Origin of the sequence: Thermoleptolyngbya sp. PKUAC-SCTB121 (genome assembly GCF_016919485.1) — a bacterium.
GTDB lineage: Bacteria > Cyanobacteriota > Cyanobacteriia > Elainellales > Elainellaceae > Thermoleptolyngbya > Thermoleptolyngbya sichuanensis.
This window is the reverse complement of the sequence record NZ_CP070366.1, coordinates 4,827,957-4,842,463: the sequence shown is the minus strand read 5'-3', so window position 1 is coordinate 4,842,463 and position 14,507 is coordinate 4,827,957. Positions and strand designations below refer to the sequence as shown.

The window sequence follows — 14,507 nt, the reverse complement described above, 5'->3', positions numbered from 1 at the left end:
ACTACGCGGGTCGCGATTTCATGATGAACCCAGCCCTACAGTACCCAATCTTCGGCCCGGAGATTCAGTGTCCCCACTGTCGTCAGACAATTCCGGCATTGACCCTGACCGACACCTATCTATGCCAGCGCCACGGAGCTTTTGAAGCGAATCCCAAAACGGGCGAACTGATCCACCTCCAGTCTGGCAGACACTGGCGGCAGTGGGATAACGAATGGTATCGCCAGCACACGCATCCCGATGGCATCCGATTTGAAATCCATGAAGCGCTCGATCGCCTCTATACCCAGGGCTATCGCGCTACCCGCGTAATCATTGCCCGTCGCTACCAGGATTTGATCAGCACCTACCTTGACCGCAGTGCCCCCTGGCGCGGCCAGGCAGACGCTAGCACTCGCCCCCGCCTCTACGGGCTGCCCGTAGAGTTCAGCCCCGACCCGAAGGAGGAGCCATGTTGGGATGTGATTAACTTTGACCTGGAGAAAGAGCCGGGTGCGCCTGTGCGGTATCCCTACTTTCGGCTGTTTGAGTAGCTTGCGCGAGCCATGCATCACGCTTCAATTCGCACTGCCGATATCTTTCGGGCGATCGCCTTTTATGAGCGGCTGGGCTTCACGGTGTGCGAGCGGTTCACGGCGGGCATCACGCTGGGCTGCTGGATGGAGGGACTAGGCGGACGCATCGAGCTATTGCAGGTGCCCCAGCCCAGGGCCGCAGCAGATGCCTTTGGGGATGAGCATTACACGGGTTACTATCACCTATCGTTTGACCTGACGGAAGCAGTCGAGAGTTTGCCGGACTGGCTGGAACATTTGCAGCAAGATTTTGCCCAGGCGGCCGCCGCAGGCGAGGGCGATGCGCTGAAGGTGCTGCTGGAGCCGACGCAGCAGATGATCGGCGATCGCATCTACGAAGTCGCGTTTGTGGCAGATTCCGACGGGTTGCCGCTGGAGTTTATCCGGGTGCTGGGGGAACGGGGAGGCGCATAGTCGCTGCCCAAGTCCACCTGGGGGCACTCGCTGGATGCAAGGCGCAGATAGCGGCGACACTCGTCCGGGCTGAGCTGGCGCAATGTGCGATCGCGGGCCAGCTTTAGCAGGGTGTCCCAGGTTGCCGCCCACAGATACAGGCGGCCGTTGCTGGCCAGCGTGGCGACGTAGCTGCCGTCGGGCGTAAAGAACACCCGCTGAATGGTAACAGGCGACTCGGTGGCAGGCCGGAGTTGGGCCTGCTCTGTCCCTGTGTGGGGGTTCCACAGGCGAGCCGTGCCATCACTGCCCGCGGTGACGAGCGATCGCCCGTCGGGGCTGAACTGGGCATCCAGCACTGGGCCCTGGTGGCCACTCAGCACCATGCGCGGATCGCCCGTGGTGGCATCGGAAATTCGCACCGTGCCATCGCGAGTGGTGGTGACAAGGCTCAACCCATCGGGGCTAAAGCTGGCGCTGGTGAGCGGGGCCGTGTGGCTGAGGATGCCCTGTCGCCGGCCAGTCTGGGCATCCCACACAATCGCAGTGTGGTCTGCGCCAGCAGTAACAATTCGCGTGCTGTCTGGGCTAAAGCGGGCCGTGGCGATTCGCGACGCGATCCCTACGGGAATTGCCCCCTGATGCCCCTCTAGCGCTGCCACCAACTCGCCCGACTCGACCCGCCACAGGCGCACACGGTCGTCGCTGCCCAACCCCAGCAGCAGCCGATTATCAGGACTAAACGCCAACTGTTGAATCGTAACGGGATTGCCCGATGGATTACCTAATGGATTACCCGATGGATTACCGGACGGGGATGAGGAACTCAACAAAAGCTGGTGCAGCCGTGTAGTGGTGGCTGAGCCGGGTAGCGGTTGTTTGTCGGCCGACTGAACCCGACGAATCTCGAGCTGCCCTTCGCGAGTGGCGATCGCCATCAGTTCGCCATCTGCACTCAGCGCAAAACTGGTCAGCCCCGATGTGCCCTCTGCATCCGCCACCCGTGCAGCCCGCGCTGAGGTTTGCTGAAACCGGGAGAGAATCTGCTGAGTGATGCTCGGCTGCTCTTGCGCCTCTTCGGCAACGGTTCCAGAAGGCGCAGGCTGAGATGCAGTTGCGTCAGCGCTGGAGTCTGAGTCCGCAGCAGGGCGATCGGGCGGCATCCAGGTTTTGATCTGCTGCCAGAGCATTCTCGGATTAAGCCGATGCAGGTGGATTGCGTCGGGCATCTCCTGGACCACGGTTTCAACGTAGGGATCTGTCGAGCGATCGGCGTAAAACGCCCAGTTTTGCAAGATGCCCTCAGCGGTGACCAGTGCCAGACTGAGGGTTCCGGGCAGCGGAGCCGTCGAGTCGAGCAAACGGTCTTCGGGTTCCGCCAGCAGCGCCTCCGCAGCGTCCTCCGCCTGCTTTGCGGCCAGGGTGAACTTGGGGCGTTGGCGCAAGCTCTGGGGAGCCGCATCGCGCCGAATCGACAGCAGCGCCCCATTTGCCGGAAGCCCGATCTGTCGCTCGCTGCCCCGTTCGTCGCCAGAAGAGGCGGTTTTACTTTGCAACGCTGGCGCGATTCGCGAAGCGATCCCTGCGGGAATTGCCGACTGTACCCCGCCATCGGGCAGAAACGCCAGCCAGGACACACCACCCTCTGGAATAGCAATGCTGGGCAGTTCCCCGCCCGCCTCAGCCGACCACAGGTAAACATCACCCGCGTCATCTCCGGTTGCCAGGTGGGTTCCCCCAGGGCTGAATTGCAGGCGGGTTACAGGGCCACTGGGGTTTTGCAGTAGCGCCACAAGCTGCCCTGTGTGCGGGTTCCAAAGCTGCGTGGTGGCCCCGCTGACGGCGGCCAACAGATTTCCTCGCGGGCTAAAGGCGATCGCCCGCACGATGGGCTGCGGAGTCTTCCCCCGCCCCACCGAGAGATCTTGCTGCACCTGTCCAGTCCGCAAGTCCCACACCCGGATAGGTTGCCCAGGCGACACCGCCGCCAGCAGGGTTTCATCGGGGCTGAACTGAAGCTGGCTAAGGGCGGGCGGCTGCTGAGCAGTCTGGGCAAACCCCGTGAGTGTCATCTCCAGCGTACCCGTTTGGGCATCCCACAGACGAGCGATGCCATCGGCTCCCGCCGTTGCAATCCACCGGCCGCTGGGGCTATAGGTGGCGTGCAGGATACCGCCCGTGTAGGGCAGCGCAATGTGCTGTCGGAGATCGAGGTTGCCCGTGAGCGTCAGGGCTGCCGGGGCCGGGGGCGTGGGTTGCGCTGGGTCGTTTGCTTCAGCAGTCGCTTCTGCTTCTGAGGACTCCGGCTGAGCGGGCGTAATCTTCCAGATTTGCACCATACCCGACTGTCCTGCGATGAGCAGGGATAGTTCCTGGGGGCTAAACTGGAGCGTCTGGATCGGCCACTCTTGGGTGAGTTGAGCCACCTGCTGACCGCTTTCAACATGCCAGAGGGAAAGGGTACGACTCCCGACGGGATCGGTTTGCGAATCGCCCACAGTTGCCAGCCAGTTGCCATCAGGACTGAAGCGAAGCTGGGTCGCAGGCTGGGTCATCGGCAGGGTTTGCGCCAGAGTTCCAGTGTCCACGTCCCAGAGGTAAAGCTGAGTCGCAGATTTGGCGGTTGTGTCGGCATTGTGGAGCAAAATCGCAGCCAGCTTCTTGCCGTCTGGGCTAAAGGCAATTTCCGTAATCTCTGCCTTAGCGTCGCCGGGCCTGGTGAACACCCGCAGCGGCTTCGCGGTCGTGTCGGCATAGATGACCTGATCGGGGCTGGCCCACAGGCGAATGCTGCCGTCGGCACTGACTGTGGCGAGATAGCGACGATCGGGGCTATGGACCAACTGGCGAATTGCGCCGCGATGCCCCGGTAGCCAGATTTGCAGCCGCAAGTCCTGGAGCGCAGCCCGCAGGCTCGATTCGGCTTCGTAGGTTGCGCCCTGGGCCGCTGCCAGTCGGCTGACCACGAGGGCCGCCATCGCGTCTCGGTCTGGCTCTTGCAACATCGACTGGGCGATCGCCGCTCGCGCCCGCGAGGTGGCCACCATCGTCTGGTAATCTTTCTCGGCCTGCGTTTTTACGGTAGTGCGATATTGCCCCAACGACAGCGCCACCGCCAGCGCCAGGGCAGACGGCACAGACACCTTTACCCACACAGCCTTGCGACGAACTCGACGGTTTTCGGCATCGCTGACGCTGAGAAATTCTCGGGCCAGGGTCGAAAGCTCCTGGGGATAGGTCTTCTGGAAGCTGATGGCATCCTGGAGGCGATCGCTCCCCAGCAAATACTCGTGCCGGGTGGGTTTGCCCAGCTTTGCCCACTCCAGCGCCGCCTGTTCGATCCGCCGCTGGCGACGCAGCATCTCGCGGCTCTCATCCAGCCAGCCCCGCAGCAGGCTCCAGTTGCGAATCAGCGCCTCATGCACCACATCCAGCAATTCTGCCGATGGGCGACTCCGCATCTTCCCTTCCGTCCGATCGCCCTCGCTGCCCCGACTGGTGACAACGAGTTTGCTGGCAACCAGCTTTTCCAGCGTGCGCTCGATCAGCGGTCTGGGAAACGCAGGGCTAACTAACTCATCCTTGGCGGCGCGGCGGCGCGTGTCTTCCGTGCCTTCACCCAGTCGAGTCAGCGTCAGGAAAATGCGCCGCGCCGCCGCCTGCTCATCCGGCTCCAGGCTGTTGTAAATGTCCGTCGCCCGCTTTTGCAGCGTGCCCCGCACGCCGCCCAGTTCTGTGTAGGCATTGAGGGTCAGCTTGGAGGGTGCGCCCTGGGGCGATCGCTCGCGCTGTTCCCACAGTTCCCGCAGCGTATATTGCAGCAGCGGCAATTCTCCCGGTGCCCCAATCACGTCCAGCAGCATCGTGTAGACAAGATTGGGTTCGCAAATCAGCCCGGCCCGTTTGGCAGGGCGCACAATCGTATTTTTAATCTGCTCATAGCTCATGGGCAGCACTTTGAGAATCTGCCGCTTGATCTGAGCCGCTAGCCCCGCATATTGCAGGCACTTGCCAAAAAAATCTGCCCGCAGCACGACAACTATGCTAAGGCAGTCTTCCGACTGGGCCAGAGCACTGGTCAAGCACTGGAAAAACTGCTGCCGTAGGGTCTCCGCCTGAGAGCCACAGCAGAGCGTGAACACCTCCTCGAACTGGTCGATAATCAGCACTAGGCGCGGACGGACGGCCCCAGAGGGAAGCGTGGAGACTGGGCTGGAAGTGGGACTGTTGGGCAGGCTAGCCCGAACCAATCGCGCCAACCCCGTGCCGCCGCTTTGCAAAAAGGTCTCTGCCCGCTGGATTTGCTCCGCCCGCTCGATCTCTGGTGCGTTTGGATCGACAAAAGCGCTGGCCAGGCTCCGCAGGGGGTTTTCGCCCGGCGTAATCAGCTTGAGTCGCCAGCGATCGCTGCCTGCGAGCCGCTGCCCCCGGCGCAATTCGTGCATCAGCCCGGCCCGCGCCAGCGACGACTTGCCGCTGCCCGACGCACCCAGCACCGTGACAAAGGGACTCGTGCGGAGTCGTTCGACCAGTTGATGGGTCAGTTCTTCGCGCCCAAAGAAGAAGTCGGCGTGTTCTTCCTCAAAGCACTCCAGCCCGCGAAAGGGGCAAATCTCCGGCTTTTCCGGGGTTTTGGGGAGAAGGGGGGAAGTAGCCATGCCGCAGCGCGTCAGGATGATTTCGCTGCCGGAGTTTTCAAACAAGGGCTGCTGGAGTTCGTGCTTGAGGCGATCGCTCACCCAGGCCGTCAGGTAGTGCGCCGTCACAGTGCCCGTGCTGGCGTGGCGCGGGTCTAGCCCTTCCAGCAGCGCTTGGGTCAAAACGCTGTAGTCGCTATTGAGCGATTCGTAGGCGGCTTCATATTCCCGCGAGGCCGCAATAAACAGGCGATCGGTTCCCGTCCGTGCGCCGGGGTCTGCCTCCAGCATGTTGAGCAACTCGCCGCTGTGGCAGCAGTCCAGAATCACAATTCGCTGCCGCACTGGGCTTTCTTGCAACAGCCGCCGCAGCCAGTAGAGCGACAGTCCGTAAAATCCCGCATCGGGGTTGGCATCGCTGACTGCGAGGTAGCCTTCGTGAATCCCCGCTTCTTTTTGAATGCCATGTCCAGAGAAGTAAAACAGCGCAGTCTGGGGAATATTGCTGCCTTTGGGCTTGAATAAATTGACCAGCGCAGTTTCTAGATCTCGCAAAAAAACGGGTGTCGCTTGACCGATTTTGGGCTGCCCTACCTGCACAACTTCGGGCAGTCGCTGCACCCGAAATTCGCCGTAGGTTTGCAACATTTGGGCGATCGCTTCTGCATCTCTAGCGGGGGCTTTGAGCGGCTGTAAGAACTGATAAGCATTAACTCCAACAACGAGTGCATCCCGAGACATGACCCAACTCCTCACACACAACAAACAAGGCTAGCTGTAGTAACTTCGACGGTGGATTTGACGACTAATACCGCTATGGATAGACATAAGAACTTAGACGAGAAGAATAGACTAAGACAGGTGAAGAAAGAATTCTGGATGTATTAATCGAGTTGGCGATCGCAGGCTAAGCCCACTGAAAATTACTTAAACAAACTACTTAAACAAATCACTTAAATCAGCCAGAAAAACTAAGACTGGAAAATTGAAAAAGCGCCTGAAAAAGTCGTGACAAAATGACGGCAAGCGTTCTTCACGATGTCCGCATCTGAATATTCTCAGTTTCTAAAGTTATCTGGAAGGCGGTTATAAACTTGCGTAGCCTAATTGCGATCGCAAAACCTTATAGAGTTTCCTTGCATCGCGAGGCGCGTTTGCCATGAGAGGCAAGGGTTTCGTGATCGCTCACGACCCTCACGAGCTATAAAAGCACTGCCAAAAGGTCAATCTGATAAAGTCTGTCAATGCAGATGCTCGATAGAGCCAGTAGAGCCTGTAGAGCTAGTCATTGTTATCGAACTTGGTCGAACTGGGTCAAACTTGGTCAAACTCGAACTAATCCATGACGCTGAATTCAAATCACTAGAGAAATCATTAGAGACAATTTCACAACTCGGCTTCTTGAAAATGGTCTTTGGCAACTACGGGAAACTACTGATTCTCGAAAAGCATTTGCTGCCGAAGCCTGATTTTTCAGCCTTGTTTGCTAAAATGCCCTAAAGTTTTCAGATTTCACCACTTAATTTTTCCTCGCATGTCCCTCGCTTATGTTTTGTTTTTGTTTCATTTGTCAGCGATGCGATACTCTCAAGAACAAGATCAATTAGAATTGAAAAAACCTGAATCGGCTTTACTAATCCAACTATAATCAAAACCAAGTTTTAATAAAAAGAGGGCAAAACCCCTCATTTGAAAGCATTTCAACCCTTTATTAATCGATATTAATTAGGTCTTTAAGGCGCAAAAAACCTTACGTCAATCCGCCAAGACGCTGAAGGTTTTAAAGCAATTCTATTGATTGTTATCGATCGTAAGATTAGTCTTAATGTGCTTATGTATTATCCCGGAGTTTACCTTTTGAAATTTAGTACGGTGGCGATCGCCCTGCGTATTTTCTCTGAATTTACTTGCGTAGTATCCGTGAAATATGGCGAAATGAGTCAAGCTTGAATCTTCACAAAAGATTTGCACAGCGCCTACATCACGCCCGATGGATCGTTTTGCTCCGCCATTTGCCCGAAGTTCGACTCAAATCGGCACGGATCTCAACTCTTATTAACCTCCACACAGCCATCCCAGACCTGCCATGTAAAATGAGGGAGTCGAGCTAGGGGATCGGACTGCCGATCCGTTGTGCCTATCGAAACGATTTTTGGCAACTTGCAGGGACTCAAGCCCAGCCAGATCAAGCAATTGCAGCGGCTCTATCACCAGCGACTTCCGGGCGATCGCCTGACGACCCCCGAATTTGCCCAACGCCTCGCGGCCGTTAGCACTGAGATTGGTCAGCCCGTTTGCGCCTATATTAATCGCCGGGGACAGGTGATTCGCGTGGGAGTGGGCACTCTGCGACAAACTCAAATTCCGCCACAAGAGCTCCCGCGATATGGCGCAGAGCGTCTCAGCGGCATCCGCTGTGTGGCCACCAAATTCAAACCGGAACCCCCCAGCAGCGCGGCCCTCACCGCAATGGCGCTACAACGGCTAGATGCACTGGTGCTGCTGGTGATGACGGGCGAAGGCTTCGAGCGACGCGGCGGCGGCGCAACGGGCTATATCCGCGAAGCCTATCTGGCCCACCTGATTCCCCATCCTGAGGCCAACTGGACCGTTTCGCCGCCTCTCAGCCTCGATCGGGTCAGCCAGCAAGACTTTCTGGAGCTAACGGAAGGGCTGGAGTCAGAATTTCGCCGCGAGTTTGTGGCGCAGCAGGTCGAAGTCGATCACGATCGCGCGTTGCTGGTAGGCGTAATGACCGACAACCTTTCGGCTCAGCAGTTTCAGGCAGGGCTGGAGGAACTGGCGCGGCTGGTAGAAACGGCAGGCGGCGACGTGGTGCAAGTCCTCTCGCAAAAGCGGGCCCACCCCCATCCCCAAACCGTCGTAGGGGAAGGAAAAGTCCAGGAAATTGCCCTAGCCGCCCAGACCGTCGGCGCAAACCTGATCGTGTTTGATCGGGATTTGTCGCCTGCCCAGGTGCGGAACCTGGAGGCGCAGATCGGCGTGCGGGTGGTAGATCGCACGGAAGTAATCCTCGATATCTTTGCCCAACGGGCCCAGACGGGGGCTGGCAAGCTCCAGGTGGAACTGGCGCAGTTGGAATACACCATGCCCCGGCTAACTGGGCGAGGGCGCGATATGTCTCGACTGGGGGGCGGCATCGGCACGCGAGGCCCAGGAGAAACCAAGCTAGAAACCGAGCGACGCGCGATTCAGCGGCGGATTGCCCGACTGCAACAGGAAGTCAACCAGCTCCAGGCGCATCGGGCCCGATTGCGACAGCGCCGACAGCATCGAGACGTGCCTTCGGTGGCGGTGGTGGGCTATACCAACGCGGGCAAATCTACCCTGCTGAACGCGCTAACCAATGCGGAGGTCTATACCGCCGACCAGCTCTTTGCCACGCTCGACCCCACGAGCCGCCGCCTGGTGGTGACGGATGCCGAAACCCAGGAACCTGTGGAACTGGTGCTGACAGACACCGTGGGCTTTATCCACGACCTGCCGCCATCGCTGGTGGATGCCTTTCGGGCGACGCTGGAAGAGGTGACTGAAGCAGACGCACTGCTGCACTTGGTGGATTTGTCGCATCCGGCTTGGCAAAGCCAAATCCGCTCGGTGATGAAGATTTTGAGCGAAATGCCGATTACGCCGGGGCCGGCGCTGCTGGTGTTTAACAAGATTGACCAAGTAGACGGCGACACGCTGGCGCTGGCTCAGTCGGAGTTTCCGCAGGCGTTGTTTATCTCGGCGGGCGATCGCCTCGGTTTGGGCACCCTCCGACAGCGCTTGCTGCAACTGGTTCATTACGCCGTGTCGATGAACGCAGAAATGGGCGAGCTTCCCGCATCGGATTCTCCTGCCCAGCAGTCTCGCCGCTCTTATGATTTCCCCTAGCGATGGACTGAGATTTGGAAGAATCAAGCCCGGATGACTCCCGATCCAGGCTTGATTCTTTCCGTAAAAACCGATAAATTCACTAAATCTTTATAAAGAAAATTAAACTTGCCTGTTACTTTCCCAGTAGACATAGGTAAGCATCAGATGGCACTTCGCTTTAGGAGTTTGGTCATGGGTTCAACCAATCAACCGACGATTTTGGTGACGGGGGGTGCGGGGTATATCGGCTCCCATGCGGTGCTATCGCTCCAGCAAGCGGGATACGAGGTTCTGGTTCTGGATAATCTGGTGTATGGGCATCGGGAGCTAGTCGAAGACGTTCTGAAAGCGGAACTAATTGTCGGAGAGATTGGCGATCGCCTCCTGCTCGACCAAATCTTTGCCAGCCGCACCATCGACGCAGTTATGCACTTTGCCGCCTATGCCTATGTGGGCGAATCAGTCAAAGAACCCGCGAAGTATTATCGCAACAACGTAGTCGGCACGCTGACGCTGCTAGAAGCAATGCACGCTGCCGGGATCAACAAGCTGGTGTTTTCTTCCACCTGCGCCACCTACGGCATTCCCAGCGTCGTGCCCATCCCCGAAGACTATCCCCAGAACCCCATCAATCCCTACGGCGCAACCAAGCTGATGATTGAACGGGTGCTGAAGGACTTTGGCGTAGCCTATGGCCTGCAATCGGTGATTTTCCGCTATTTCAACGCGGCGGGAGCCGATCCAGACGGACGGCTCGGCGAAGATCACAACCCCGAAACCCACCTAATTCCCCTGGTGCTGCAAACGGCGCTGGGGCTGCGCGATGCCATTCAGGTCTTCGGCACGGACTATCCCACCCCCGACGGCACCTGCATCCGCGACTACATCCATGTGACCGATCTGGCTTCGGCCCATGTGCTGGGGCTGGAATACCTGCTCAACGGCGGCGGCAGCAACATTTTTAATCTGGGGAATGGCAGCGGCTTCTCGGTGAAGGAAGTTATCGAGGCGGCGCGTCAGATTACGGGACGGGACATTCCGGTGAAGGCGTGCGATCGCCGCCCTGGAGATCCCCCCGCTCTCATCGGCAGCGCCGACCGGGCCCGGCAAATTCTAGGCTGGCAGCCGCAGTATAGCCGCATTGACGATATCATTTCCCACGCCTGGGCCTGGCACCTAAAGCGGCATGGCAGCACCCTGGTTGCCTCATAGCCAGGGTTCCAGATTATAGGCAGGACTTAGCACTGGACTTACGCACTTGCGATAAGCTCCTTGGGGTTTGGACAATTTCTGGTGGGATGTGCCCGCGAGAAATTGTCCAACTGCGTAAGTCCTAATAGGGTTCATCAGGTTTCCAGAAGCAGATCCCAACGTCTTTGAAGCCAGATTGCGATAAATCCACTCGGCAACCCGGTATTCTAAGCAGCAAGGGGCCAATGACAGTTTGAGTGATGCCACTCGGAGCGATCGCCCTTCGAGTGGTGATTTTTATGCTTCTGTGATTTTTATGCTTCTGGATTGACATCTGTGTTGACATGAGGGCGATCGCCAGGAGCTTGAGCCGTTGAGCCAGCAGCTTGAGCCAGCAGTTTGAGCCAGCAGCTTGAGCCAGCAGATTGAGCCAACAGCTTGAGCCAGCAGCTTGAACCAGCAGATTGAGCCAACAGCTTGAGCCAGCAGCTTGAACCAACAGATTGAACCAACAGACTGAATAGACAAATCGGTGTGGGAGCCTGTGAAGTATTTTTTTCTATCGGATGGTTGGACGGTGGGGCGCGTGTGGGAATTTGGCGGGCTGTGGGATGAGCGGGCCTGGCGGCGACCGCCCCATATCCAGCGGATGCAGCTCTCTATCGTGGAGCGGGGCGAGCGCCTCTGGCTGCACCAGGTCGAAGAGTCGGTACTGATGGTAGAAGTCTGTCCATCGCCTACGATCCAAGCAGACGGATCAAGTGCATCGATTGGGCAAGTCGTGCTAAAGCGGCTGATCACGGCAGAACAGGTGTTAGAACTGTTGTGTGGAGCCGATCTGGAGGCAAAATCCTAGTCTCCACTGGACTGCGGTCAACTGCGGTCAACTGCGGCCAACTGCGGTCAACTGTGGTCAACGGTTAACTTTACGGGTTCAGCCATGACGCTTCCGTCAATCGATTCCTGCCATTCCCAGTCCAGATCTCGATCTTGGCTGCTGCTGTTCACCAGTCTAATCGGCGGTCTGAGTTTGCTAGCTGCGCTGGTGGGGCAGAGCGCTCAGGCTCAAGCCCCAAACCTGCCACAGACGCTAGAAGCGGCAACCCGTCAGGATGAGGCCGATCGCCTGCTGCGAGAGGGCGTACAGGCCTATAGCGCCAGTCAGTTTGCCGTTGCGCTAGACAGATGGCAGGCGGCGCTGGCGATTTATCAGGAGTTGGGCGATCGCCCCGGCCGCACGGTTGCGCTAACCAACATTGGCGAAGCCCATCGCAGCCTGGGGCAATATGCCGAAGCCATTGCGGCCTTTACCCAGGCGCTCCCGATTGCCCAGGAAACGGGCGATCGCCGTCGGCAAGGGCTGATTTTGGGCAATTTGGGCGTGACCTACTATGCCACGGGCGACTATACCCTGGCCCTGGAAAATTTGCAGCAGGCGCAAGCCATTGCTCAGGACGTGGGCGATCGCGAGGGCATCGCCACAGCGCTGCTTAATCAGGCGGTCGTCTATCGGGCGCTGGGCCAGCCAGAGGAGGCCGATCGCCGCGTGCAACAAGCTCGGACGGCTGGCGGCGAGGGAGAGGTGGCTTCGCAGCCCGCTGGGGAGACGATGACTCGACTGGAGCGAGAACTGCGAATTGCCCAGGAACAGGGCGATCGCCAGGGCGAGGCTGCCATTCAGGGAGCCATCGGAGTGCTGTGGCTCAACCAGCGCCAGTATGACCGGGCGATCGCCGCCATGCAAAGCCAGTTGGACATTGCCCGCGAGATTGGCGATCGCTCCCTCGAAGCCACTGCGCTCAACAACCTGGGACTGGTGCATGTCGAGCTTCAGCAATATCCCCAGGCGATGGATATGCTGCAAGACTCGCTGCTGGTGAAGCAGGAAATTGGCGATCGCGAGGGCGAAGCCCGCACCCTGGCAAACCTGGGGCGGCTCTTTTTGGAGCAAGACCAGCCCGCGATGGCGATCGTGTTCCTAAAGCAGGCGGTGAACCTGTGGGAAGCGCTGCGGGCCGGGCTGCAACAGACCAACCCCGACATTCAGCAGACCTACACCGACCGGGTAGCCAGCACCTATCGCCTGCTCGCAGATCTGCTGCTGCGCCAGGATCGGGTGCTGGAGGCGCAGCAGGTCTTGGATTTGCTCAAGGTGCAGGAACTAGACGACTATCTGCGCGACGTGCGCGGCAACGAGCAGACGGGACGCGGCATTGCCCTCTCTGAGGAAGAGCGAAACATGCTCAACCTCTACGATCGGGCGATCGCCCAGGGACGGGAACTGGTCAGGCTGCGGGCGATCGCCCCCGACCGCCGCACCCCCGCCCAGCAGCAGCGCCTCGCCGTGCTGGTCGCCGCCGAGCAAAACCTGGCCCGCACCTTCGATGATTTCCTCAATCGCCCAGAGGTGGCCGCCGCTCTAGATCAGCTCAGCCGCACCACGCGCCGCCAAAACATTGACCCGGTGCAGTTCACCGCGCTGCAAAACAATCTGCGAAACCTGAATCAAAACGCCGTCCTGCTCTATCCGCTGGTGCTAGACGATCGGCTAGAGCTAATTTTGGTTACGCCCTTTTCGCCGCCCATCCGCCGCACGGTGAACGTCCCGCGCACCCAGCTCAATCAGGCAGTTTTGGAACTGCGGCAATCCCTGACCGACATTCGGGTCAACCCCAGACCCAGCGCCCAGCGACTTTACAACTGGCTGGTGCGGCCGCTCGAAGCAGACCTGGCCCAAGCCAACACCCAAACCATTGTCTATGCCCCAGACGGGCAACTGCGCTACATTCCGCTGGCGGCGCTGCACGACGGCACGCAATGGCTGGCCCAGCGCTACCGGGTTAACTACATTACCGCCGCCTCCCTCACAGAGTTTGATCGACGACCCCAGCGCGACTTGCGGGTGCTGGCAGGGGCGTTTGTGCAGGGTGAAGTTAGCGTGCGAGTGGGGACGCGAGAACTGCGGTTTCCGGGGCTGCCGTTTGCAGGCATCGAGGTAGAGAATATTGCAGCCCAGATTCCCAACACGCAAAAGCTGATTGATGCCCAGTTTAGCCCCCAGGCAACCGTGCCCCGCATGAATGACTATACGGTAGTTCACCTGGCGACCCACGCGCAGTTTGTGGCGGGTTCGCCGGAGGAAACGTTTATTGTGTTTGGGAATGGCGATCGCGTCACGCTTCAAGATGCGTCGCGCTGGTCATTGCCCAATGTGGAACTAATCGTGCTGAGCGCCTGCCAGACCGCCGTGAGCGGCGAGAGCAATGGCGAAGAAATTCTGGGATTTGGCTTCCAGATGCAGCGCACCGGGGCCAGAGCGGCGATCGCCTCGCTGTGGCGGGTCAACGACGAAGGCACCGAGGCGCTGATGACCCAGTTTTACCGACTGCTGAATCAGAAAACCATCTCCAAAGCAGAAGCCCTCCAGCAGGCCCAGATCAGTCTCATTCAAGACAACCAGCCGCCGTTTTTCTGGGCCCCGTTTATCCTGATCGGCAATGGACTTTGAAGCGAGATTTTGCTATCTGACAAAAACGCAATGCTAAAAACTAGAAACGCGATGTTAAAACCGCAATGTTAGAAACGCAATGTGCAACGTTCAATTTTCCCTCATCCCCCAACCCCTTCTGCCAAGTCGGGAGAAGGGGAGCAACAGAGGCTTGAAGTCTCTCTCCCGCTCTGGATTTAGGATGAGGAGGATTGGCAAAGTTGCACATCCCGTTGATAAATAGGTAGACATTAATAAGATATAAAACCCAAAGACCCTGCGCCGCCCGCTGCGCGGGCGGCGCAGGGTTCAGGATCTATTTTTTAATCTGGTCTATCTACTTAA

The 14,507-nt window shown here is 58.4% G+C and carries 8 protein-coding genes; 6 read left to right on the top strand and 2 right to left on the bottom strand.

Features of this window, described 5'->3' with window-relative positions; translation table 11 throughout:
* The first annotated feature begins 20 nt into the window (after positions 1-20).
* Positions 21-533, top strand: coding sequence for a TIGR02652 family protein (locus tag JTM80_RS19720; protein WP_068515812.1), 513 nt, complete (start codon positions 21-23; stop codon positions 531-533).
* A 12-nt stretch (positions 534-545) separates the two neighbouring features.
* Positions 546-989, top strand: coding sequence for a VOC family protein (locus JTM80_RS19715; RefSeq protein ID WP_172356752.1), 444 nt, complete (start codon positions 546-548; stop codon positions 987-989).
* Here the strand turns inward: JTM80_RS19715 and JTM80_RS19710 are convergent.
* Entirely contained in the window at positions 908-6,346 is a 5,439-nt protein-coding gene (locus JTM80_RS19710; RefSeq protein WP_172356754.1) for a caspase family protein, read from the bottom strand. The genes JTM80_RS19715 and JTM80_RS19710 overlap by 82 nt on opposite strands.
* A gap of 1,398 nt (positions 6,347-7,744) precedes the next feature.
* Between JTM80_RS19710 and hflX the strand changes: the two genes are divergently transcribed.
* Entirely contained in the window at positions 7,745-9,502 is a 1,758-nt protein-coding gene (gene hflX, locus JTM80_RS19705) for a GTPase HflX (protein ID WP_205371480.1), read from the top strand.
* A gap of 174 nt (positions 9,503-9,676) precedes the next feature.
* Positions 9,677-10,696 (top strand): UDP-glucose 4-epimerase GalE, encoded by a 1,020-nt coding sequence (galE, locus tag JTM80_RS19700; RefSeq protein ID WP_205370146.1) that lies wholly within the window; start codon positions 9,677-9,679, stop codon positions 10,694-10,696.
* Positions 10,697-10,989: 293 nt separating this feature from the next.
* Here the strand turns inward: galE and JTM80_RS19695 are convergent, their stop codons facing one another.
* Entirely contained in the window at positions 10,990-11,148 is a 159-nt protein-coding gene (locus JTM80_RS19695) for a hypothetical protein (protein ID WP_172356758.1), read from the bottom strand.
* A gap of 71 nt (positions 11,149-11,219) precedes the next feature.
* On the opposite strand from JTM80_RS19695, the gene JTM80_RS19690 reads away from it, so the two are divergent.
* Positions 11,220-11,531, top strand: a complete 312-nt coding sequence (locus JTM80_RS19690; protein WP_068515815.1) for a hypothetical protein — start codon at positions 11,220-11,222, stop codon at positions 11,529-11,531.
* An 84-nt stretch (positions 11,532-11,615) separates the two neighbouring features.
* Complete coding sequence (locus tag JTM80_RS19685) at positions 11,616-14,183, top strand: CHAT domain-containing protein (protein WP_172356760.1); 2,568 nt, start codon at positions 11,616-11,618, stop codon at positions 14,181-14,183.
* Positions 14,184-14,507 lie beyond the last annotated feature (324 nt).